This is a genomic window from Ruminococcus gauvreauii, assembly GCF_025151995.1.
Classification (GTDB): Bacteria; Bacillota; Clostridia; order Lachnospirales; family Lachnospiraceae; genus Ruminococcus_G; species Ruminococcus_G gauvreauii.
In genome coordinates this window covers 1,843,031-1,868,424 of record NZ_CP102290.1, presented here as the reverse complement: position 1 = coordinate 1,868,424, position 25,394 = coordinate 1,843,031, and the positions used below count along the sequence as shown (strand labels likewise).

Annotated in this window: 16 protein-coding genes; 13 read left to right on the top strand and 3 right to left on the bottom strand. The window is 44.9% G+C overall.

From position 1 onward, the window contains the following. Positions 1 to 6 precede the first annotated feature (6 nt). Positions 7 to 1,515, top strand: coding sequence for a sugar ABC transporter ATP-binding protein (locus NQ502_RS08955; protein WP_044983162.1), 1,509 nt, complete (start codon positions 7 to 9; stop codon positions 1,513 to 1,515). Then, on the top strand, positions 1,508 to 2,485 hold the full coding sequence (locus NQ502_RS08950; RefSeq protein ID WP_028528265.1) for an ABC transporter permease: 978 nt from the start codon (positions 1,508 to 1,510) through the stop codon (positions 2,483 to 2,485). Before NQ502_RS08955 ends, NQ502_RS08950 begins: the two co-directional genes overlap by 8 nt. Before the next feature lie 57 nt (positions 2,486 to 2,542). Here NQ502_RS08950 and NQ502_RS08945 read toward each other — a convergent pair whose 3' ends face one another. Further along, positions 2,543 to 3,568, bottom strand: a complete 1,026-nt coding sequence (locus NQ502_RS08945; protein ID WP_028528266.1) for a LacI family DNA-binding transcriptional regulator — start codon at positions 3,566 to 3,568, stop codon at positions 2,543 to 2,545. A gap of 10 nt (positions 3,569 to 3,578) precedes the next feature. Then, the gene (locus tag NQ502_RS08940) at positions 3,579 to 4,577 is read right to left on the bottom strand and encodes a LacI family DNA-binding transcriptional regulator (protein WP_260046746.1); all 999 of its coding nucleotides are present in this window, start codon (positions 4,575 to 4,577) and stop codon (positions 3,579 to 3,581) included. Between the two features lie 312 nt (positions 4,578 to 4,889). On the opposite strand from NQ502_RS08940, the gene NQ502_RS08935 reads away from it, so the two are divergent. The 5 genes from NQ502_RS08935 to NQ502_RS08915 all read left to right on the top strand — a co-directional run bounded on the left by NQ502_RS08935 (position 4,890) and on the right by NQ502_RS08915 (position 11,894). Then, positions 4,890 to 6,812, top strand: coding sequence for a flavin reductase (locus tag NQ502_RS08935; protein ID WP_083963233.1), 1,923 nt, complete (start codon positions 4,890 to 4,892; stop codon positions 6,810 to 6,812). Positions 6,813 to 7,036: 224 nt separating this feature from the next. Then, the gene (locus tag NQ502_RS08930; protein ID WP_028528269.1) at positions 7,037 to 8,662 is read left to right on the top strand and encodes a response regulator transcription factor; all 1,626 of its coding nucleotides are present in this window, start codon (positions 7,037 to 7,039) and stop codon (positions 8,660 to 8,662) included. Between the two features lie 11 nt (positions 8,663 to 8,673). Continuing rightward, complete coding sequence (locus NQ502_RS08925) at positions 8,674 to 9,669, top strand: sensor histidine kinase (RefSeq protein ID WP_049898094.1); 996 nt, start codon at positions 8,674 to 8,676, stop codon at positions 9,667 to 9,669. Next, positions 9,651 to 11,006 (top strand): ATP-binding cassette domain-containing protein, encoded by a 1,356-nt coding sequence (locus NQ502_RS08920; RefSeq protein ID WP_148511914.1) that lies wholly within the window; start codon positions 9,651 to 9,653, stop codon positions 11,004 to 11,006. Before NQ502_RS08925 ends, NQ502_RS08920 begins: the two co-directional genes overlap by 19 nt. 192 nt (positions 11,007 to 11,198) lie before the next feature. Further along, positions 11,199 to 11,894: an RNA-guided endonuclease InsQ/TnpB family protein gene (locus NQ502_RS08915; RefSeq protein ID WP_242830255.1), complete on the top strand. Its 696-nt coding sequence runs from the start codon at positions 11,199 to 11,201 to the stop codon at positions 11,892 to 11,894. A gap of 1 nt (position 11,895) precedes the next feature. Here NQ502_RS08915 and NQ502_RS08910 read toward each other — a convergent pair whose 3' ends face one another. After that, on the bottom strand, positions 11,896 to 12,783 hold the full coding sequence (locus tag NQ502_RS08910; protein ID WP_028528271.1) for a LysR family transcriptional regulator: 888 nt from the start codon (positions 12,781 to 12,783) through the stop codon (positions 11,896 to 11,898). A 159-nt stretch (positions 12,784 to 12,942) separates the two neighbouring features. Here NQ502_RS08910 and NQ502_RS08905 point away from each other — a divergent pair, with 159 nt between their 5' ends. The 6 genes from NQ502_RS08905 (at position 12,943) to NQ502_RS08880 (ending at position 25,230) form a co-directional block, all read left to right on the top strand. Beyond that, on the top strand, positions 12,943 to 14,703 hold the full coding sequence (locus NQ502_RS08905; RefSeq protein ID WP_028528272.1) for an ABC transporter ATP-binding protein: 1,761 nt from the start codon (positions 12,943 to 12,945) through the stop codon (positions 14,701 to 14,703). Further along, entirely contained in the window at positions 14,703 to 16,592 is a 1,890-nt protein-coding gene (locus NQ502_RS08900; RefSeq protein ID WP_044983163.1) for an ABC transporter ATP-binding protein, read from the top strand. The genes NQ502_RS08905 and NQ502_RS08900 overlap by 1 nt, the downstream gene beginning before the upstream one ends. A gap of 57 nt (positions 16,593 to 16,649) precedes the next feature. Next, on the top strand, positions 16,650 to 18,140 hold the full coding sequence (locus NQ502_RS08895; protein WP_028528274.1) for a TRM11 family SAM-dependent methyltransferase: 1,491 nt from the start codon (positions 16,650 to 16,652) through the stop codon (positions 18,138 to 18,140). 118 nt (positions 18,141 to 18,258) lie between these two features. After that, positions 18,259 to 19,236, top strand: coding sequence for a 3'-5' exonuclease (locus NQ502_RS08890; protein WP_028528275.1), 978 nt, complete (start codon positions 18,259 to 18,261; stop codon positions 19,234 to 19,236). 344 nt (positions 19,237 to 19,580) lie between these two features. Then, positions 19,581 to 22,736, top strand: coding sequence for an isoleucine--tRNA ligase (gene ileS, locus NQ502_RS08885; RefSeq protein ID WP_028528276.1), 3,156 nt, complete (start codon positions 19,581 to 19,583; stop codon positions 22,734 to 22,736). 37 nt (positions 22,737 to 22,773) lie between these two features. Beyond that, positions 22,774 to 25,230 (top strand): glycogen/starch/alpha-glucan phosphorylase, encoded by a 2,457-nt coding sequence (locus NQ502_RS08880; protein WP_028528277.1) that lies wholly within the window; start codon positions 22,774 to 22,776, stop codon positions 25,228 to 25,230. Positions 25,231 to 25,394 lie beyond the last annotated feature (164 nt).

Here is a 25,394-nt window from a genome sequence, read left to right as displayed (position 1 = left end):
ACAATTATGCTGGAGATGAATCATATAACAAAGCAGTTTCCTGGCGTTTTAGCCCTTGATGACGTTACTTTAAAGGCTGAACCCGGAAAAGTACTGGCATTGATCGGAATCAACGGTGCAGGAAAGTCAACACTGATGAATATTCTCGGTGGAATTTTAAAGCAGGATAAGGGTGAAATTCTGATCGATGGAAAAAGTATTACGATGAATTCGCCTAAGGATGCAGAAAAAAATGGGATCGCATTTATTCATCAGGAACCATTGTTTTTCGCGTCAATGAGTGTTGCACAGAACGTCTTTATCGGAAACTTGTTTAAAGGTGCCGTGCCTGTTCTGACTGACAATGCAAAGGCGGAAGAAGAGGCAAAAAAATACCTGGGGCTCCTCGGGGCAAATGATATCAACCCCCACTCTGCGATGGAAGACATCACCATCGGCGCAAGACAGATGGTGGAGATTGCCCGTGCCCTGGCTATGGGTGCCAATATCATTATTTTTGATGAACCGACTTCTTCCTTAAGCCTGCATGAGAAAAATAAACTCTTTGAGGTGATTAACAGACTGAAGAATGAAGGAAAGATCATCATCTATATTTCACATTTTCTGGATGAAATCACAGTATTATGCGATGATTACCTGGTGCTTCGCGACGGAAAGATGAGCGGTACCGGTGTGGTAGAGGGACTTCAGAAAGCGGATTTGGTGACCATGATCATTGGACAGAAACCGGCTGCGGCTGAGAAGAAAGAAGCGGCTCACACGACCGATGAGGTTATTTTAAAGGTCAATCAGATCATCAGCGGAAATCTGCTGAGAGGGGTAAGTTTTGAATTAAAAAAAGGTGAAATTCTGGGGATCTGGGGACTGATGGGATCTGGCCGTACGGAACTGGTGCGTGCCATGCTTGGCCTGGATCGTGCCGATGCAGGAGATGTTTTTTTTAAGGAGGAAGGGGGGACTTTGACAAAAATCAGGAAAAATACCCTTCTTAAAAAGATTGGCTATGTAACTGAGAGCAGACATTATGACGGTCTGTTTTTAAATATGGATATTACAAATAACTGTACGGCGGCTAAGCTGGACAGCTACTGTTCCAAACGGTTAAAATTTGTTAATGTAAATAAGGAAGCAGAGGAGACCAGGGATCTGATCAGGAAGCTGAATATTAAAGTGCCGGACGAGAAGACCCGTGCGTCTCAGCTCTCCGGAGGAAATCAGCAGAAAGTAGTTTTCGCAAAATGGCTGAACAAGGGAGCGCCGGTGCTGGTCCTGGACGAGCCGACGAGGGGCGTTGATGTCGGTTCCAAAATGGAAATCTACAAAACAATCAAAAAAATAGCGGCAGAGGGGACTTCTGTCCTGCTCATCTCATCGGAGGTCGATGAGATGGTGGATTTATCGGATCGAGTCATTGTTCTTCAGGGTGGAAAGATCGTTGAGAGTGTGGAAGGATCTGATATTAACAATAATAACCTGATGGAATTAGCACTTGGTGGAGGAGATGCACATGAATGAAGCAGCGATTACAGTGAAAAAGAAGTTTGATGTCTCAAATTTCCTGCTTTCCTATGGGTTTTATATTTTATTTGTTGTCATGTTCATAGTCTGTGGAATCATTTCTCCGTACTTTCTGACCAGAGATAATCTGATGCAGATTATGTGGGGGGCAACGACTTTGCTGGTGGTTGCCGCCGGCGGAACGTTTGTCATCGTCACAGGCAATATGGATATGAGTGTGGGTTCGGTGGCGCTCTGCAGCTCTGCAATTGCGGTTTATGCAATGAATCATGGCGCCGGTTTTGCCCAGATGGTGATCCTGATCTTTGTGGTAGGTGCGGTTATCGGTGCAATCAACGGCGTACTGGTTACCTACTGCAAGCTGAATTCCATGCTGGCGACCCTGGGTATGATGATACTTTTGCGCGGAATCGCGTTGAACATCACAAACGGCGGCGCTCAGACCAGCCTTCCCCCTGAGTTTAAGATGATCGCTGATTCCAGGATTGGAGGTATCTCGATCCTGATCCTTGTGTCGCTGATCATACTGCTGGTATTCCAGTGTGTGCTGCGAAAAACCAGATTTGGAGCGTACTGCTACGCAATCGGATGCAGCGAGGAGTCGGCGAAGCGCATCGGTCTTCCCTTAAAGAGAGTGAAGATGGCGGTTTATATTCTGTCAGGAATATGTGCGGCTTTTGTGGGGTTCGTCGCCTGCTGTAAGGTAGGCACTTACAGCGGAACCATCGGAAACGAGATGGAATTCGACGTCGTCACGGTGTGTGTGATGGGAGGCACCAGTCTTCTTGGGGGACGCGGAAATATTTTTCCCGGGACATTTATCGGAGTCGTGCTGCTGTATCTGATCAATAACATTCTCGCACTCACAGGCGCCTCACCTTATATCTATCCGTTTGCGAAAGGTCTGGTGATCTTCGCGGCGATGTATGTGGACGCACTGAAGAATTTCAGGAAGAAAAGGATTTAAATCACATAGGCTGAAAGAAAGCGTAAGCGATGAGCTGTCAATTCATCGCTTACGCTTTTAAGTTAAGTCTTTTACGGACTCCCTCTCCACAAAGACAGGAGAGATCGTACTCTTCACGATCGGAAGGTCCGGCTGCTCCATTAACCGGAACAGGCGTTGTACGGCTTCAGCCGCCATTCCGCGGAAATCCAGAGAGATCGTGGTCAGATTAGGCTTCAGCAGGGTTGATATGTCAGCATTGTCAAAACCGATGATGGAGAAATCGTCCGGGATGGAGTAGCCTGCCTGCTGCATCCCTGCCATGGCAGAGATGGCCATGTAATCATTGTCTGCAAAAAAAACGGTGGGAAGATCCTTGTTTTCCCTCAGATACTTCTGCAGATCTTCCTGCAAGAACTCAGACTGCATCCTTACCTCCGCCAGATAGTTTTTGGAAAAAGGCATTCCAAAGTAATCCAAAATTTCGTAAAAGCAGCGCCAGCGGTCCGGCAGACATCCATAGGGCATGTTGCTTTTGATGTGTCCGATCCTGCGATGCCCTTTTTTATAAAGGTAATCGACTGCCTGATACAGACCAATATAGTTATCCACATTGACACTGTCGATAGGAGATTCCGGAAAATAGCCATCGAGAAGGACGAAGGGTTTTCGGCACATAAAGCGGTTGAAAATAACCCTTTCGTAGAGCTCAATTCCCAAAAGTATCACACCGTCGATGCCATCCGTGTTTGTCAGTGTATCACCGAGAAAATCACCGGTGACGCTTTTGGTTATGACATTGCAGCTTTGTCTGTTGCAGATTTCTTCAATGGCATTGAGATAGAGTGTTAATACATTGTTGTTTCTGAGAAACAGATAACGCTCGCTGATATAATATAAAAACAAAATAGTCTGTTGTTTCGGCAGATCAGGAACTTTTTTTAGGTCCTGGGCGGCATCCTCTTTAATGGAATAACCGTTTTGTATCAAAATCTTTGTGATCTTTTCCCGGAGTTCTTTACGAACTCCGGGTTTGTTGTTGAGTACATAAGAAACAGCAGTAGGTGATATGTTTAGTTCGGCTGCGATTTCTCTTATCGTCATAATTGCCTCCTCATACGATTTTTTTCACAGAATCCCGTTCGACAAATTCTGTTGTTACGGTAAGCTTTGTTACGGGAAGCCCCGGATCCTCAATAAGATTCATAAGATGTCTGATGGCTGCCCGTGCCATGGCGCCGAAATCTACTCTTGAGGTGGTAAGGTGCGGCTTTAATAAAGTACAAATATCCAGGTCATCAAAGCCAACAATCGATATATCATCCGGAACGGAATATCCTAACCGTGTGATGGCCTGTATGGAGGAAACTGCAAGAAAGTCATTGTCGGCAAAGAAAACGGTGGGCAGATCTTCTGCATTTGAAAAAAAGTGCGTGACCTCATCCTGAATTAACCCGGAGTCAGCGCTTACCTCCAGAATATCTTTTTTGTCAAGCGCTATGTCAAAGCGGGACAATGTTGCATAGAGGCTGTTTGTCCTGTCCCGCAGGCAGCCGAAGGGCATGCGGCTTTTGATATAACCGATCCGTCTGTGTCCCATGTCACAGATATGTTTCATCAGCTGACAGACACCATAAGTATTATCGATATTGACGGTGCTGATGGGATCTTCGGGACATAATCCGTCCAATATGACGATGGGCTTTCCACAGGAATAGAATGCGGAAGACGGTTTATGATAATATTCTGTCCCGAGCATCAGGATGCCGTCTATCTCCGGCAGATTCTGTCTGTCCAGCATGGAGTCAAGGGTATGGTAGGTTGCCTGCTTGAAGATAAAACGATGACCGCCCGCCTGGCAATACTGTTCTATCTGGTGAAGCGTAAGAGGAAGAATATCATTGTTCCTCAGAGACTGATAATTAGCGCTTTGGTAATAGAGAAATAAAAGATTCCGTGGTTTTGCAGAAATAAGCGTTGGATTATGCTTTATGGTATAGCCGTTATGAAGCAAAACAGATTTGATCTCTTCTCTTAATTCGCCGCGCACCCCGTTTTTGTTGTTCAGCACATTGGAAACTGTGGAGGGGGATACCCCAAACTGTGCTGCAATTTCTCGAATGGTAATAGGTCGTCACCTCCTTTTCATTCAACATTATTATATCGTAGGAAACAGGGATAGTCAATCAAATGTTAAGAGTTTAGTAAACAAAAATTAAGCGAAAACATGCGGGTTGTTCGATGATAAACAGGAAAAGGGAAAAAGTGAAAAAACAAAGAAAAAAGCATTGACAAAACTAAATGTTCATCCTATAATAAGCTTAACTTAAGTAATTAGTATAGAAAACAAAAATTAATAAAAGAAAACATCGATGAAAATGGATAACTGGTGATCCGCAAATTAAACGAAACAGGAGGAAAAAAGATGAGTTTTTCGTATTTTGATGTACAAAGAATATTTGAAGAGACCGAGAGAGAGCAGAAAGGGGATTTCACCGAGTGCCTGGAAACATATGAGACGACAGGATTCAGTCACAGATGGATTCAGCCGCCGGTAGCATGTTACTTTGTTACGACGATGGATAAGAAGGGCAATGTAAACTGTACTCCTGTGTCCATGGGAACAGCATTCCAGTCTGCGCCGCCTAACATGAGATGGTGCTATGCCTTTGCGATGAACAATGACCGTGATGGAAGAAAGAACCTGGATGAAACGGGAGAATGCGTCATCAGCTATTATCCATATGAACTGCTTCGTGAGAGTACCATTGTTGGTTTGCCAATGCCGAAAGGAATCAATGAAATCGACGTGGCAGGGCTGACACCGCTCCCGTCTAAGAAAGTAAAACCGTATGGCATCGCAGAATGCGTGTCAAATCTGGAGGCAAAAGTGATCGAAACCGTACGCGTAGACGGTTCCACCCTGTATGTGTTCGAGATCGTGGCAGTCAGCGTTAAGACAGACTATATGGAGCGGGACAAAGTCACACCGCATGAACCGGGTCTTGGAGCAGCTGATCTTCTGTTCGAAGTATCTATCAAGGGGAACCCGCCGCGTCTGAATTATACGCGTATGGATAAACGGGTCTACCCGACGCCGGATGATATCGGCTGTGATGAGCGCTGGATCGGTACATTTGAGGAATGGATGGATTCTGAGGAAAGACGTGGGAAGATCGACGCCGAAACCAAGGAAAAAATCCTGAAGTTAAATGACAAATGGAAACGGGATCCGGATCCGATTTCTAATGCAAAGGTAAAAAAGAAATTAACAAAGCATCTGAAAAAAATCTGCAGTGATACAACAGATCTGAAGAAACAATTAAAAAAAAACATAACAAAAGCGGTAAGTGAGCAGCAGAAGGATCATGAGGCAATTCGGAATAAAGTGGGATATTATGATTTCACACACAAACTGTTGAAAGTGACAGGCAGTGATGCGGCGGCATTTTTGGATAAGATGTTTGTTGCCAATATATCCGGTGCAGGTGCAGGAACCGCAAAATATACGACAATGCTGAACGAAAGCGGAGAGATCATTGATGATGTGATTGTGTTCCATATCGATGCGAATACATACTGGATATCAACACTGTACATTGATGAATTGATCGCATGGTTTGACCGGAACCGCACTTATGAGGCTGTGTCTTACAAAGAAATCACAGACATTACGACCATGTATGCGGTACAGGGACCAAACTCCAGGGAAGTGATGAACCAGATCCTGAAAAATCCGATCGATGAACTGAAACATTTTCACATTGAGGATAATCAGATCGATGACATGAAGGTTAAGATTGCCCGCAGCGGCTATACAGGAGAACTGGGATATGAGATTTACTGTGCGCCGTCGGATGCAGCCCACATTGAACAGGCGCTGGAGAAATATGGACGTGCCTGCGGTATCAGAAAAATCAATACGGATGTTATCGTAACAAGTATCCCGCGTGAGAAGGGATATGTTCTGATGAGTGATCTGGCGGGAACAAATCCCCTGGAGGCAGGGTTTGGATGGACGGTTGACTGGAATAAAGAGTTTGTCGGAAAAGAAGCCCTTCGGCGGGCAAAGAAAAAAGGAGTTAAACGTTCCCTGGTTGGTTTTCTGGTACCGGAAGTTTCTGCGAATGTTCAGGTTGGAGATGACGTAAAAGTCAACGGCAGGAATGTGGGTAAGGTTACGATGTTTACCTATGGATATACGATTGGCCAGAATATAGGATATGCCCTGATCGATACCGATAAGGCTGAGGTAGGAAATGTTGCTGTGATCGGTAATTCCAATACGGGAGCAATTCTGACCGAACGCTGCTTCTATGACGTTTCAAACTCCCGTGTCAGAGGATAGCGTGTAGTTTAAGCTTTATAAAAGTTCATAAGGGGTACAATCAGTGAGGAAGGCTGATTGTACTCCTCCTTCCATTTGCCCGGCGGGACTTTCACAGTAAAATATACCAGTATTGAGTTCGTTGAGTTTACTTGATTAATGTGATAGTATAAAAAAAAGATTGGTAAACAGTGCTTTTGCAGTCTGTTTGTGGTCTGTCTCTGCATGATTTGAGAGGTGAAAATATGCAAAAGCTTTTGATCGTTGAAGATGAAAAAAGTATTTTTTTCTTGTTAAACAGCTGTATTTTATACGATGAACTGGGATTGGAACTGGCGGGTTATGCGGAAAATGGACAGATGGCATACGACATGATCATGGAAAAACGTCCGGACATTGTGATCACGGATATTACCATGCCGATCATAGATGGCCTGGAGCTAATTGAAAGGGTACAAAAGCAGCACGTGAATCCTAAGTTTATCATTGTGTCGGGATATGCACAGTTTGAGTTTGCAAAAAAAGCAGTTAAACTGGGTGTGAGAGATTATCTGTTAAAACCGATCAATTCCAACGAATTGAACAAATCACTGGCGCAGCTGGCCAGAGAAATTTCTGAAGATGGAAGTGAGAGGACACTGCTGCAAAGTTCAGATAACCATAAAGAAAAAATCCGCACCTCATTTATTATGAGCATCTTATACCGGGATGTTGATTTTCATGGTATGACTGTACAACAGATCAACCGGGATTATTTTTATTCTTTTCAGGAGGGGTATTTTTGTTCCGTCGTAATGAAGGTTGATTATTATTCGGACATTGTCATTGGTATTAGAAATCATATTACAGATAGCCTCATGATCGTTATCAGAGAATGTTTTTCTGATATCTGCTGTGAAGTCAGTGTGGCGGAACATCAGGAAAATATCTATGTTATATTAAATCTCGAAGAAAGTAAACAGAAAACAGATGAGATGAGAGCTCTGTGCAAGCGGGTGCTGGTAAGGGGGAAAAAACTGACAGAGGCTTATGCAGACACCGGTATTACCGTATGCCTTGGAAAGACAGTCTCAGATGTTTGTGAGCTGCCGGATTCGTTTGAATCAGCACTCCACCTACTGGATATGAGGATTGTCCGAGGCGCAGACCGGGTGTTGGACATCCATGAGTCTGGTTATCATGGAAGTGCGGAGGGGAGTAAATATGTGCTGCCTGCGCCCCTTCTTCACGGACTGGTTGAAAAAGTGGAATGCAATGAGCTCACAGAAGTCAGGGGAAACATATCGGCTATTTTCCAGGATGTATTGAACTTTTGTAAACGGGAAGACGTTTCCGTGTATAAAACGCTCCGGGGAGTAATGTTAAATGTACTTTCTGTTGTCAAGCAAAAAGGAAATTTTCCAAATGAGTTTATGGATATCTACCAGGAATTATCGACGGAGCTCAATAAATGTTCGAGATATTGTGATATTATCAGTTCTTTACCGGAGAAGATGACTGCAGGCATGCTGAAGTTTCGAAAAGACGAACAGTCGGAGGGTTCGCTGATTATGAAACGGGTTCTGGAGTACATTTCCCAGAATTACGATAAACAGCTGAAGCTTGAGGAGGCTGCAGAACAGGTATTTATTACGCCGGCATATCTTGGAATTATCTTTAAAAAAGAGACCGGGAAAAATTTCACATCATATCTTACGGATCTGCGAATGGAAAAAGCAAAGGAACTTCTGCTTGATGTGAGAATCAATATCAATGAAATCACCTATAAGGTTGGTTATCACAACGTGAGGTATTTCAGCAGAACCTTTAAAGAGTATGTTGGAATAACACCGAAAGAATACAGGAAGATTCATGCGAACAGAAAATATTAGAGGGAATAAATGTGAAAAGTTCTAGGACCAGGTTTCCAATAAAATACCTGTTTATGCTACCGTATCTTTTGCTTCTGGCAGTGGGAATCTATTATCATAACGGTATACTGCTGTCGGGGATTTTTATTGTATGCGTCAGTGGGTTTTGCATATACAGACAGTTGTTTTGCAAAGTTGTAACGAAGATAGACGCGATAAAAGAACATTATACGTTAAGTGTCCCGGAACAGATCGATAAAGACTATATCAAATATCTTTGTTTTATTCTTGATATGGTAGATCACACGCTGGATACGGAGTATTCGAATCAGCTGATGAGAAAGCAGGCGGAATTCGACAGTATGAAAAGTCAGATCAATCCTCATTTTCTCTATAATACGCTGGATTCCATACGGGGGTATGCTCTGCAGGAAAAGGCACCGATTGCAGCGGATATGATAGAAATCCTGTCAAGAATCTTCCGATATACGATCAGCCAGAAAAATGACATCATTATGATAAGAGAAGAACTGGCAATGGCTGGAGATTATCTGGCGATACAGAAATACCGTCTAAACAATCAGGTTGTTTTGAATGTAACCATTCAAAATAATGAGGAGCAATTATTGGATTGCCGGGTCCCTAAACTGATCATTCAGCCGTTTATCGAAAATGCCGTGAAACATGGTATGAAAGATAATGTTCAGGATTTTCACATTGATATCGACGTCAGCACCGTTGGTGACAGAATGATTATTTCTGTTACGGATGATGGGTGCGGAATGACTACGGAACAGCTGGCATTGCTAAATGACAAACTGTACTCCAACGAGTATGGAAAGAGCGGTTCGAGTGTGAAATCTCAAAAGGGGAGCGGCATTGCAATCGTCAATGTGAATGCAAGAATTAAGCTGCTCTACGGCGAAACATATGGAGTCACGGCGTACAGCACTCAGGGGATCGGAAGTTGTTTTGAGATTACAATGCCGTATGACAGGGAGAATCAGATATGCAAGGTGAGATTTTGAGAATCGAACACTTAAGTAAAAGTAATCATTCGCAGAATGTATTGCGGTCGGTATCCTTTCAGGTTTTGCCCGGAAGAAAGGCGGCGCTGCTTTCGAATCCGCTGGAAAAGCAATGTATGATCGATATCCTTTTTGGAGGTGACAATCCGGACACCGGAAAGATATTTGTAAATGAAGTATTATGCGGTAAAAATATTCCTGAAAATCTCGCAAACGGCGGAATCTATTATCTTGCATCCAGGATGGATCTGATTCCGAATATGACGGTGGCAAGGAATCTGTTTCTCAGCATCCCGGGGCTGATCCACGATGTCTGGATCAGGGACAGGGTATTGATCAGGGAAGTATCCAGACTGTTAAAGGAATATGGTATGAAGGACATCTCGCCGAAAGCGCGCGTAAAATCCTTGTCTTATTGTCAAATACTATGCCTTGAGATCATCATAGCAGTTCAGAAAGGGGCAAAGTTAATTGTATTTGATGATGTGTTTAATCAGATCGGTGAAAATGGTTTCAAAGACATTGAGAAAATGATTGAATTTTTGCACGAAAAGAATATCAGCGTTTTGCTTTTTTCTAACCGCTACCACACGCTGTTTGCCTCTTTTGATTCGCTGATCATTCTGCAGAATGGAGTGACAACCGGAATCCTGAAGCGGAACAAAATTACGGTTCATAATTTCACGCGGTATTATTCTCCGGCGGCGGCTCAAAAACCGGCGGGTAAGGGTTTAAAAAAGTCTGTTTTGACCATTAAGACGAAAGAATTAGAATTCTCAATGGACAGAGGAGACATCCTGGGCGTGTGGAGCCTGGACGGGGACTATCTGATGCGGGTTGGAAAACAAAGATGGGAACTGCTGTCTGGAAAAAGTGAAGACGGCACCGATATAGCAGTCTCAATGAATGGATACAGACCGGATAAAATCTATAAGGATATGAGCCTGATCGACAATATTACATACCTGGCGAATGATAAAGTCAGCAATGCACTGGGGATTATCAATAAAAGGCTGCAGCGCCATATGGCGCATTATTCTTTGGCATTAATCCATTCAGAATATCTGATGGAACAATATAAAAACAGAAAGAATTTAAGAGGAATCACACTGATCGATCAGTTAAAGGTGATCACTGCGAAATGGCTTTGTGTCACACCGCAGGTCTTTATTTATATCAATCCCTTTATCATACTGGATGAGTCAACGATCATGGAGTTCCGGGAGATTCTGGAGGATCTGACGCGATTAAAGATTTCGGTTATCATCATGTCTGTCAACCATGCATGGCTCGAACTGACGTGTGATGCGGTGGTTTCGATTGGGGAAAAACAGTAATACGTATTGAAAAAAAGATGGTGATCCATCTTTTTTTGTTTGGTTAATTATAAGTAAAAATAACCAAAAAATAATAATATGCAACGATGCTTTCTAAACGTCTGGTTGTTCTTAAAGATGGCAGTAATATAAAAACGCTAACGAACAGTCAGTTCAATAAAAACCTGATCACCAGAGCGTTGCTGAACGCACCTGAACTTCTTCCGAAGAAAAGAAAGTGGGTTCCCGAAGTTCAAATCCAAGCATCGGGGGACAAAAGCATATACAACAAATGTGGTAAATGGGAACATTAAATTATTCAGGAAACACTTGAAATTCCCAAACTCACATCCATCCGTATCCGAGTACACAGGGATATACCAGATGACTATAAGTCTGCTGTTTCAGGATGAAAACCAAGTAGTGGAACAACAGGAGCATTTGGAAAAGGTAGTGGGGATAGACTTTACCATGCAAGTATTTGGTGTGTTCTCGGATGGAACTTGTGCAGAGTATCCCATGTATTACCGCCAATCGGAAAAAAGACTTGCAAGAGAACAGAGAAAACTTTCCCATTGCCAAGAAGGAAGCAGGAACTATGGGAAACAAAAACGGAAAGTTGGAAAAGTGTATGGGAAGATTCGAAATCAAAGAAAGGATTTCCATCATAAGCTAAGTTACCGTCTGGCAGAGGAAATGGATGCAGTGTGTGTAGAAGATCTGAGCCAGGGACTGCATTTTGGAAAAAGTGTCATGGACAACGGATATGGAAGTTTTGTGGAGATGCTCACCTGTAAATTGGAAAAAAGGGAAAAGCATCTGGTCAAAGTAGACCGATTCTATCCGTCCAGCAAGACCTGTAGCTGTTGTGGAAGCATGTCACTTACGTCTTCCAGCGGAATTATTTAAATTAAGAACCGCTGTTAAAATAATCTTTCATTAATTCAATAAATCTCTTCGTAACCGCCTTATTCTTTACGGATTGGCTGTAAATACCATAAGAGGAGACCGCACCTCCTTTTAACGGAAGGTAGGTCAGTTCTGGGTCTCTTAGCGGTAAGATATCAGGCAGCAGCGTAAAGCCGATTCCCGCCTTGAGCAAAACGAGTGCGTTTTCCAGCCGCTCACAAAAATAGACTTCAGAGGAAGGGCGGGTACCGGGAATGGTACTCTGGAGATCTGTGACTGCACGCGGATTCTGCCGAAGGTCACAGACGATCGCGGGTCCTTCTTTCAGATCGTCAGCAGTGACGTGCGTTCTGGATGCAAGCGAATGGTAGGGTGACATAACACAGACAGCAGGTGTTCTGGTGAGCTCCGTATAAGTTCCCAGCTTACGCCTGCTGTTTTTTTCTTTATAACACAGCAGCACATCGATAGAATGATCCTCAAGGTGATTTTGAAGTACCGGCAGAGGAGCTGACTTGATGATGGGATGCATGGCCGGAAATTCATTGTGCAGAGTACGGATGACGGATGGTAAAATCATCAGCTCCTGAGGGGAGGGGCATCCCACAGCAAACGGAAAGCTGTCGCTTTCAGAATGAATTGTAAGACGAACCCTGGCTGATGTCATCAGGTTTAAAATGTTTCTGGCATCTCCTATGAAATTCCAGCCAGCAGAGGTAAGGGCAACCGTTCTGGTAGTACGATTAAAGAGACGTATATTCAGCTCTGCTTCCAGAGAATTAATCTGATGTGTGACCGCAGGCTGTGTAATATGCAGCTTTTCTGCAGCTCTTGCAAAACTGAGGCTGTCCGCCACAGCTAAAAAACATTCCAGTTGTACAGTATTCATAAAAACGATTCCCTCTTTTTAAAAATTAATATAAAAACAAAAATAATATTAATAAAATAACCTTATTAATAATAACATTTTTGAATTTCACTTACAACCTGAAACAGAATAAAATGGTTAAAGTAATATTGATTTTATAAAAGATATATGGAGGAAATTATGGTAAAGACATTATTAGGGCAGGTGAAGCAATATAAAAAAGATTCCCTGCTGTCCCCCCTTTTCGCGGCCCTCGAGGTTGTGATGGAGGTGCTGATCCCATTTATCACGGCAATGATCATCGACCGTGGGTTAGAGGCAAAGAATATCAGTAATGTGTACAGGTACGGGGGACTGATGCTGGTTCTTGCCATGTTCAGTCTGCTGTTCGGGGTTCTGGCCGGAAAATATGCGGCAAGCGCATCTGCCGGATTTGCCGGTAATCTGCGGGATGGGATGTATGAAAACATACAGACCTTTTCATTTTCTAACATTGACCGTTACAGCACGGCAGGTCTGGTGACGAGAATGACAACGGATGTGACAAATGTACAGAATGCGTATCAGATGATTTTGAGAATTGCAGTGCGGTCTCCTGTGATGCTGGTGAGCAGCCTGGTGATGTGCATGATCATCAACATGAAACTGAGTCTGATCTTTGTCGTGGCAATCATAGTGCTTGGCACTGTTCTTGCCCTGATCATGCTCAGGACAACAAAGCTGTTTGATGAAGTGTTTAAGAAGTATGATGCCCTCAATGTCAGCGTACAGGAGAATGTGTCCGCCATTCGTGTGGTAAAGTCATATGTCAGGGAGGAGTATGAAAATCAAAAGTTTGAAAAAGCGGCTCAGAATCTCTGCCAGCTGTTTATAAAAGCGGAGGGGATTCTGGCATTCAACAATCCCGTGATGATGCTGGTTGTCTACGGCTGTATCATCGGGCTGTCATGGTTTGGAGCAAAGTATATTGTAACAGGGGGATTGACTACCGGTGAACTTACCTCCATGTTCAGCTACATAATGTCGATTCTGATGTCGCTGATGATGCTGTCGATGGTATTTGTTATGATCACGATGAGTATGGCAAGCGGAAGGCGTATATCGGAGGTTTTGAATGAAACGCCTGACATCGTGGACCCGCCTCATCCGGTGAAGGAAATTGCAGATGGAAGCATTGATTTTCATCATGTCAGTTTCTCATACAGACCAGACAGTGAGGAGGAGGCGCTGTCGGATATCGATCTGCACATACAGGCAGCTGAGACGATCGGGATCATCGGGGGTACCGGCTGCGGAAAGTCCAGTATGGTGAATCTTATCAGCCGGCTTTATGATGTGTCAAAAGGCTCCGTATATGTCGGCGGAAAAGATGTAAGAGATTATCATCTGGAGACGCTCAGAGATCAGGTGGCGGTGGTTCTTCAGAAAAATGTGCTGTTCTCCGGCACGATTCTTGAGAATCTGCGCTGGGGGAATGAAAATGCAGCAGAAGAGGAATGTATCGAAGCATGCAGACAGGCGTGTGCAGATGAATTTATAGAGCGGTTTCCGGAAAAGTATAATACTTATATAGAGCAGGGAGGCGCAAATGTATCCGGAGGGCAGAAGCAGCGGCTGTGTATCGCGAGGGCTTTGCTGAAGAAGCCAAAAGTACTGATCCTGGACGATTCCACGAGCGCGGTGGATACCGCCACAGACGCGAAGATCAGAGCGTCATTTGCCGAGAAGATACCGGGGGTCACAAAACTGATTATTGCCCAGCGTATTTCGAGTGTGCAGGATGCTGACCGGATTCTGGTGTTGGATGACGGAAAGATCAGCGGTATGGATACGCATGAAAATCTGTTGAAATCAAATGATGTCTATCGGGAGATCTATCATACACAGATAAAGGGCGGCGGTGACTTTGACCAGATATCAGGAAAGGGTGGTGAACAGTGATGAAAGGCAGAGAGACTATGAAAGCGCTAAAAAAGGTACTCGCCTATATGGTGAAAAGTTATAAGCTTGCATTTACGGCGGTGGTGCTCTGTATCCTGGGCACGGCACTCGCGACATTGAAAGGGACGCTGTTCATGCAGAAGCTGATCGATGATTATATTGTCCCCATGACACAGACAGCCAGCCCTGACTTCGGACCTCTTGCAAAGGCACTGTTGTCGCTGGCTGGAATTTATGCGGCAGGAGTCCTGTGCGCGTACGCGTATAACCGCACCATGGTTAATATATCACAGGGGACGCTGCGAAATCTGCGTATTGAACTGTTTACTCATATGGAGTCTCTTCCGATCAAATATTTTGATACGCATGTGCACGGGGATATCATGTCGGTGTATACAAATGACGTGGATACTTTAAGACAGCTCATGAGTCAGAGTATTCCGCAGGTACTGAATTCAGCCGTGACACTTTGCAGCACGCTGATCAGTATGATTGTCTTAAATGTGCCGCTAACGATCATAACACTCGTTGTGGTGGCGTTCATGCTGTTTGCAACGGTAAAACTGAGCGGCAGGTCAGGAGCGTATTTTGGCAGGCAGCAGCAGAATCTGGGTCAGGTCAACGGATATATTGAGGAAATGATGGAGGGGCAGAAAGTTGTAAAAGTATTCTGTCACGAGGAAAAGGCGCTTCAGAACTTTCGGAAAATCAATGACGAGCTGCGGGAAAGTTCCTATCAGGCAAACAAATTTGCGAATATCCTGATGCCGGTCAATGCTAATCTGGGTCACATCAGTTATGTGCTGTGTGCAGTATTGGGTGCTGTAATCGCACTCAACACACATATTGGACTGACTCTGGGCACTCTGGTGTCATTTCTAACCTTAAACAAAAACTTCACGATGCCAATCGGGCAGATCAGCCAGCAACTGAACAGCATCGTAATGGGCATGGCGGGGGCGGATCGTATCTTTGATCTTCTGAATGAAAAACCGGAAGTGGATGATGGTTACGTGGAACTGGTGAATGTCAGGGAAGAAGCGGACGGGACAATATGCGAGACGGGTAAGAGAACCGGGATTTGGGCATGGAAACATCCTCACCAGGCAGGCGGAACAGTGACGTATGTGAAACTGGAAGGAGATGTGACATTTCATGATGTGGATTTTGGATATGATGAAAATAAAGCGGTCCTTCACAATATCGAATTATATGCGACACCGGGACAAAAAATCGCTTTTGTGGGAAGTACCGGGGCAGGAAAGACCACAATAACAAATCTGATCAACCGGTTTTATGATATTCAGGACGGAAAGATACGATATGATAATATAAACGTCAATAAAATAAAAAAAGCGGACTTGCGCCGCTCGCTGGGCATGGTACTGCAGGATACGCATCTATTCACAGGAACGGTTATGGACAATATCCGTTATGGGAAACTGGATGCCACGGACGAAGAGTGTATTGCCGCTTCTAAACTCGCGAATGCCCACGTGTTTATCAAACACCTTCCACATGGATATCAGACCATGCTGACCGGGGACGGGGGAAACTTAAGCCAGGGCCAGCGTCAGCTGCTCGCGATTGCCAGAGTGGCAGTTGCAGATCCCCCGGTATTGATCCTGGATGAGGCCACTTCCTCAATCGATACCCGTACAGAGACTCTGGTTCAGAAAGGGATGGATGAGCTGATGAAGGGCAGGACAACATTTGTGATCGCGCACCGTCTCTCGACGGTAAGGAATTCAGACTGTATCATGGTGCTGGAGCAGGGACGCATCATCGAAAGAGGCACACATGAACAGCTAATTGAAGAAAAGGGTAAATATTACCAGCTTTATACCGGCAATTTTGCAGAGCATTCAAATTCAATGATATGTATGTAGAAAGAATATGTTATAGTAATAGACAAGAATAAAATAAAATTGAAATACAGGAGACATATGATAAGAACATATTGGGAACAGATCCTGGGGAACCAGGAAGTGAGACAGAACTTAAGCAGACTGAGACAGGAATTAAAAAATGATGGAAACCGGATGCGGATGCTTGATATGATAGCAGGAACTGAGGACAGGCTGGCGGATTTATTAAACGCAGAGGATGCCAAAACACGCAGGAATGCGGCTTTGCTGATGGGGGATCTGGGGAAACAGGAATTTTTGCTGCCGGTTTATCAGGCATATGAGAAAGAGCAGCAGCGATTTGTCAGAAGCTCCTATCTGACGGCTATGAGGAACTTTGACTGCAGTGATTATCTGGATAAGCTGAAAGCACGGCTGGAAGTTCTGTCTGCAGAGAAATCTGAAACCGAAACTGAAAAACACATGAGGGAAGAGATGCGTGAACTGACTTCACTGATCGTCGGTATCGAGGGCATTTCTCGGCACAGTTTTAACGGATGGGATGAATCCTATGATATTATTTTGCTGACGAACAGAAACTTTGCTGAAGTTACCAAAACAGAACTGGAGGAACTGGAACCGGGTGCCAGCACCAGGATATTCGGAGCGGGAGTCAGAGCAAAAGTCGGGAACCTGCGCTGGGTCCGGGACCTTCGGACTTATCAGGAACTTTTATTCGTCATCAGGGGCATGGCCAGCTGCAGGATGGATGCGGCAGTGGCGGCTGATACGATCGTGGCGTCAGATCTTCTGAACTTTTTAAACAGAAGCCACGGGGGAAAGGAACCATATTATTTCCGCGTTGAGTTCAAGAGCAAACGCCCGCTGGATGAAAAAAGCATGTTTGTGAAGAAGCTGTCCGGGCAGATCGAGAAGCTGTCCGGCAGAAAGCTGATCAACAGCACTACGAATTACGAAGTGGAGCTTCGCCTGATTGAAAATAAAGAAGGAAACTGCAACATGCTGGTGAAATTGTTTACGCTGAGAGACGAACGGTTTTCTTATCGCCGGGAAGTGATATCCATGAGCATCAGACCGGTGAATGCTGCGCTGACCGTGGCGCTCGCAAAAGAATACATGAAGAAAGACGCACAGGTTCTGGATCCCTTCTGCGGAGTCGGAACGATGCTGATAGAGCGTCATAAAGCGGTGCCCGCCAATACCTCATATGGCCTGGACATTCTGGAGGAAGCGGTTGACAAAGCAAAGATCAATACAGAAGCAGCGCATCAGGTCATTCATTACATTAACCGGGATTTCTTTCGCTTCACACACGAGCATTTATTTGACGAGGTGATCACTGATATGCCGTTTAAGATGGGGAGAACGACCGAGGAAGAAATCCGGGAACTATATGAGCGCTTTTTTCGTTCCATTAAACAGCATCTGAAGGAAGATGCAACGCTGATCCTCTATTCGCACAATCGCGGTCTGATCAGGCAAATGGCGGGCGGGAATGGATTCAGTGTGGTGAAAGAGTGTGAGATATCCAAAAAAGAAGGAACATACGTATACGTATTAAAGGCATAAAAATAACAAAAGTTGATTCCTTATTCCATCTATGCTACGATATAAGCGTTGATGAACATTGCCATGCAGACACAGATGCTTTTTCGATTATGGCAGTGGATAGAATGGAGACATCGTCATGAATTATATTGTATTCGACCTGGAATGGAATCAGTGCCCATATGGAAAAGACAGGGAAAACCCCCGCCTTCCATTTGAAATCATTGAAATAGGAGCGGTAAAGCTCGATGAGGAAAAAAATGTGCTGGGGGAATTTCACCGGCTGATTCACCCGATGGTCTATAAAAGGATACATTACAGAACAAAAGAAATCCTGGGTATGAGTATGAAGATGCTGGAATCCGGAGACTTTTTTTACGACGCGGTCAAAGATTTTCTGGAGTGGTGCGGTGAAGACTACAGGTTTTGTTCCTGGGGAAGCATGGATCTGACAGAACTTCAGCGAAATATGAAATATTACGGCCTGCTGGATCTGCTCAAAGGCCCCATACGGTACTATGACGTTCAGAAATTATTCAGCATGGAATATGAGGACGGTAAAAGCAGGCGGTCTTTGGAATACGGGATCGATTACCTGAATATTGCAAAGACAAGGGACTTTCATCATGCGCTGACAGATGCATATTATACTGCTGATATCCTGGCACGGATTGATGAGGAGGTCATTCGGATGAATGATTCGATCGACTGTTACCAGAATCCTCAGTCCAGGGAAGAAGAGATTCATGTCATCAGTGAGGGTTACGAAAAATATATCTCACGGGAATTTGAGAGCAAGGAAGATGCGATGAAAGAACGTGAGATCAGTGCCAGCAGGTGTTTCCTGTGCGGTAAAAACGTTCGGAAAAAAATACGATGGTTCTCCATCAATTCCAAAAATTATTACTGTGTGGCATACTGCGGAAAGCACGGTTACCTTAAAGGCAAGATTCGGATGAAGAAGGCAGAGGACGGAAAGTTTTATGTCGTGAAAACCATAAAGCTTGCCGGTGAAGATGAAGCGGTTGAGATCCGGGAAAAGCGAGATATCTTAAAAAGGAAACGGAGACAGAAAAAGAAAGAGGCAAAACAGCGATTAACCATTGACAATCTGTAAATAATATACGTATAATATAGCAAAGTGCGCGGATAAACCGGCTGTCAGCCGTCAGTATCAGCGTAATATTAAAAAACTGAGACGGAGACAGTAGTCTGTTTTGAAGTTTGAAAGCGAGCCGGAGATGGTGAAAGACCGGTATCAGTAGAAACAGAGGAAAATCACTCCTGAGTTGCCAGTCTGAAAAGGATAGTCATTCCCAAGTAAGATATGCCGGAATTCCCCCGTTACAGGGAACGCGTATGATAGTATGTTGTAACAGGTGGCTGCGAAGCTTTTAGCTCTCGTCCTATTACAGGACGGGAGCTTCATTTATTTTACCAGGATAAGGAGGAACAAACAGCATGTACAGGAAAGTGTCAACAAATCTCAATTTTGTAGACAGGGAAAAAGATGTTGAGAAATTTTGGAGTGACCATCAGATTTTTGAAAAAAGTATGGACAACAGAAAAGAATGTCCGGCATATACATTTTACGATGGACCGCCAACGGCTAACGGAAAGCCTCATATCGGACATGTGCTTACGCGCGTGATCAAGGATATGATCCCGCGTTACCGCACGATGAAAGGGTATATGGTTCCGCGTAAAGCCGGATGGGATACTCATGGGCTTCCGGTGGAACTGGAAGTGGAGAAACTGCTTGGGCTGGACGGAAAAGAGCAGATTGAGGAATACGGTCTGGAACCGTTTATCAAACACTGCAAGGAGAGCGTCTGGAAGTATAAAGGAATGTGGGAAGATTTCTCCAACCAGGTAGGGTTCTGGGCAGATATGGATCATCCCTATGTGACCTATGAAAATGATTTTATTGAATCAGAGTGGTGGGCGCTGAAACAGATATGGGAGAAAGACCTCCTCTACAAGGGATATAAGATCGTACCCTACTGTCCGCGATGCGGAACTCCGCTCTCCAGTCACGAGGTGGCGCAGGGATATAAAGATGTGAAAGAACGCTCTGCGATCGTGCGGTTTAAGGTAAAAGAAGAGGATGCCTATATTCTGGCATGGACCACGACACCGTGGACCCTGCCGTCCAACGTCGGGCTCTGTGTGAATCCGGACGAAACATATGTAAAAGTTAAGGCGGCTGACGGATATACGTATTATATGGCGGAGGCGCTGCTTGACACTGTTCTCGGAGGACTGGCTGAAGAAGATAAACCGGCATATGAAGTTCTGGAGACGTATAAGGGGCAGGAACTGGAATATAAGGAATACGTGCCTCTGTACGATTTTGTTACACCCATCTGTGAAAAACAGAAGAAAAAATCACACTTTATAACGTGTGACGGCTATGTAACGCTCACAGACGGTACCGGTGTGGTCCATATCGCCCCTGCATTCGGCGAGGATGATGCTAACGTGGGAAGAAAGTATGACCTTCCGTTCGTGCAGCTGGTCGATGATAAGGGTGAGATGACAAAAGAGACGCCGTGGGCAGGTACCTTCTGTAAAAAGGCAGACCCTGCGATCCTGCAGGATCTGAAAGACAGGGAACTGCTGTTTGCTGCACCGGTGTTTGAACACAGCTATCCGCACTGCTGGAGGTGTGATACACCTCTGATCTACTATGCACGGGAATCATGGTTTATCAGGATGACGGCCGTCAAAGACGACCTGATCCGCAATAACAACACGATCAACTGGATTCCGGAGAGCATCGGAAAAGGACGCTTTGGCGACTGGCTGGAAAACGTTCAGGACTGGGGGATCAGCCGTAACCGCTATTGGGGCACGCCGCTGAATATCTGGGAATGTGAATGCGGTCATATGCATTCGATCGGCAGCATTGAAGAACTGAAGGAAATGTCTGACAACTGCCCGGATGATATCGAACTGCACCGTCCATATATTGATAATGTCACCATCACATGTCCGGAATGCGGCAAAAAGATGCACCGCGTACCGGAGGTGATCGACTGCTGGTTTGATTCCGGATCGATGCCGTTTGCGCAGCACCACTATCCGTTTGAAAACAGGGAATTATTTGATGCACAGTTCCCGGCACAGTTTATCTCGGAGGCTGTTGATCAGACCAGGGGATGGTTCTACTCTCTTCTGGCAATCTCGACGCTGATCTTCAACAAGGCGCCGTATGAAAATGTCATAGTCCTCGGTCATGTACAGGATGAAAACGGGCAGAAAATGAGCAAATCCAAAGGAAATGCGGTTGATCCGTTCGATGCGCTGAATCAGTATGGAGCGGATGCCATCCGCTGGTATTTCTATGTCAACAGTGCCCCGTGGCTTCCGAACCGCTTCCACGGAAAAGCTGTTACCGAAGGGCAGCGCAAATTCCTCGGGACGCTGTGGAACACATACGCTTTCTTTGTACTGTACGCCGAGATCGATCAGTTCGATGCGACGAAGTATGCGCTGGAATATGATAAATTATCGGTCATGGATAAATGGCTGCTCTCGAAACTGAATACACTGATCAAGACGGTAGATGAAAATCTGGAAAATTACAAGATTCCGGAGACTGCAAGAGCGCTGCAGGACTTTGTGGATGACATGAGTAACTGGTACGTCAGAAGAAGCCGCGAACGTTTCTGGGCAAAGGGAATGGAACAGGATAAGGTCAATGCGTATATGACACTGTATACGGCGCTTGTGACAGTATCAAAAGTGGCGGCGCCGATGATTCCGTTCATGACGGAGGACATTTATCAGAACCTTGTATGCAGCATCGATGCGAATGCGCCGGAAAGCGTGCATCTGTGCGATTTCCCGAAAGCAAATGAGGCGTGGATCGATCCGAAACTGGAAGAGGACATGAAGGATCTGCTCAAAATCGTCGTTCTTGGCAGAGCATGCAGGAATACGGCAAATGTGAAGAACCGTCAGCCGATCGGAAATATGTATGTCAAAGCACCGTTTATCCTTTCGGATTTCTATCAGCAGATCATCGAGGAAGAACTGAATGTCAAGAAGATGTCGTTTACAGATGAGCTGGATTCATTTATCACCTATACCTTTAAGCCGCAGCTTAAGACTGTGGGACCGAAATACGGAAAACTGCTTGGAGGCATTAAATCAGCGCTTTCAGAGCTCGACGGCAGTAAAGCGATGGCACAGCTGAAGGAACAAGGTGAGCTTAAACTTGACATTAATGGTGAGGTAATTGTATTATTAGAGCAGGATTTGCTCATTGATACGGCCCGGATGGAGGGGTATGTATCCGAATCTGACAATGAAGTCACCGTTGTTCTGGACACGAATCTGACGCCGGAACTGGTGGAGGAAGGCTTTGTGCGGGAGCTGATCAGCAAGATTCAGACGATGCGCAAAGAAGCCGGATTTGAAGTGACAGATAAGATTAAGGTATATGAAGCAGACAATCAGATCATAGAAGGCATCATGAGGGTACACGAATCTGAGATAAAATCAGAAGTACTTGCCCTTGACATTGTCTATAACAATACAGAGGGATATACAAAAGAATGGAATATCAATTCCGAAAAAGTTACGCTGTCGGTAGAGAAGATAGAGGGATAAGTACGTAACTCCATATTGGTAAAAGAAGGAGGATGTTATGCAAAACAAGCGATTTGACAAAGTTCAATTCAAAAAAGAGGTCAAGGACAACGTAAAGGTTTTGTACAGAAAAACGATTGATGAGGCTACACCTCAGCAGGTATTCCAGGCAGTGGCATATGCTGTGAAAGATGTAATCATTGACAACTGGCTGAACACACAGGAAACATTTAAGAAAGAGGATCCCAAGACGGTTTATTACATGTCCATGGAGTTCCTGATGGGAAGAGCGCTTGGAAATAACCTGATCAATTTAACCGCTTATCAGGAAGTAAAAGAGGCACTGGATGAGATGGGATTTGATCTCAATGTGATCGAGGACCAGGAACCGGATGCAGCTCTTGGAAACGGAGGTCTTGGACGTCTTGCAGCTTGTTTTCTGGATTCTCTTGCGACATTGGGATACAGTGCATATGGCTGTGGGATCCGCTACCGCTATGGCATGTTCAAACAGGAAATTCGCGATGGATATCAGATAGAGGTCCCGGATAACTGGCTGAAAAACGGCAATCCATTCGAACTGCGCAGACCGGAATATGCGAAAGAAGTAAAGTTCGGCGGATACGTCAAAGTAGAGCATGATCCTGCGACAGGAAGGAATAACTTTATTCAGGAAGGATATCAGTCCGTTATGGCGATCCCGTATGATATGCCGATCGTCGGCTACGGAAACGGTGTCGTAAATACACTCCGCATCTGGGATGCCGAGGCGATTGACACCTTCCAGCTGGATTCCTTCGACAAAGGTGATTATAAGAAAGCGGTTGAACAGGAGAACCTGGCGAAGAACATCGTTGAGGTGCTCTATCCGAATGATAATCACTATGCGGGTAAAGAACTGCGCCTGAAACAGCAGTATTTCTTCATCTCGGCAAGCATTCAGGCTGCGGTTGCAAAATATAAAAAAGCACACAGCGATATTCACAAACTGTATGAAAAAGTGACATTCCAGATGAATGACACGCATCCGACGGTCGCGGTGGCAGAGCTTATGCGTATTCTGATGGATGAGGAAGGACTTACCTGGGAAGAAGCCTGGGAAGTGACGACGAAGACATGTGCTTATACGAATCACACCATCATGGCAGAAGCGCTCGAGAAGTGGCCGATCGAGCTGTTCTCAAGGCTGCTGCCGAGAATTTATCAGATCATTGAGGAGATCAACAGGAGATTCCTGATCGAGATCAATGAAAAGTATCCTGGAAATCAGGAGAAAGTAAAGAAGATGGCGATCATCTATGACGGGCAGATCAAGATGGCCCATATGGCAATCGTAGGCGGATATTCCGTCAATGGCGTTGCAAGGCTCCATACGGAGATCCTGGAAAAACAGGAACTGAAAGATTTCTATGAGATGATGCCAGAGAAATTTAATAATAAGACGAACGGTATTACCCAGAGAAGATTCCTGCTCCATGGAAATCCGCTGCTCGCAGACTGGGTAACCGCCCACATCGGGAAAGAGTGGATCACCGATCTTTCTCAGATTAAAAAGCTGGAACTCTATGCGGATGACAAGAAGGCTCAGGCGGAGTTCATGAATATCAAATATCAGAACAAAGTCCGTCTTGCAAAATACATCCTGGAGCACAACAATATCGAAATTGATCCCCGTTCTATCTTTGATGTACAGGTAAAACGGCTGCATGAGTACAAACGTCAGCTGATGAATATCCTGCATGTGATGTATCTGTATAACAAGATCAAAGAGCATCCGGACATGGAATTTTATCCGAGGACATTTATCTTCGGTGCCAAAGCGGCGGCTGGATATAAGAGAGCAAAACTGACGATCAAGCTGATCAACTCCGTGGCTGATGTTATCAACAACGATGCATCCATCGAAGGTAAGCTGAAAGTCGTGTTTATCGAAGATTACCGTGTAAGCAATGCGGAATGGATTTTCGCAGCGGCGGATGTATCAGAACAGATCTCAACAGCCAGCAAGGAAGCGTCCGGTACCGGTAATATGAAATTTATGCTGAACGGAGCTCCGACACTGGGAACCATGGACGGCGCGAATGTAGAGATCGTAGAGGAAGTGGGAGAAGAGAATGCATTTATCTTCGGTCTGTCTGCAGATGAAGTCATCAATTTCGAGAAAAACGGCGGCTATGACCCGAACTACTATTTCAACACAGATCAGGAGATCCGTCAGGTGCTGATGTCCCTGATCAACGGTACATTTTCAAATGATACGGAGATGTTCCGGGATATTTATGATTCTCTGCTGAACACGAACAGCAGTGACCGCGCGGATACGTACTTTATCCTTGCGGACTTCAAGAGCTATGCACAGGCACAGGAGAAGGTGGAAGCTGCATACAGAGACGAGGAAAAATGGGCCCGGATGGCAATGCTGAATGTGGCGAGATCCGGCAAGTTTACATCTGACAGAACGATCCAGCAGTATGTGGATGACATCTGGCATTTGGACCGGGTGAAAGTAAAATAGAGTCTTAAGCATAAAGGGTGCCGACATTTGCCGGCGCTCTTTGTTTATGGAACGCATAGCCCGGTCCGAGGCATGAAACCCAACGTTTTACTTTGACATCGCATATGCGGTATGATAAACTTAAAAGGATTAGGCAGGTATAATAGCGAGTCCTCATGCGCGGA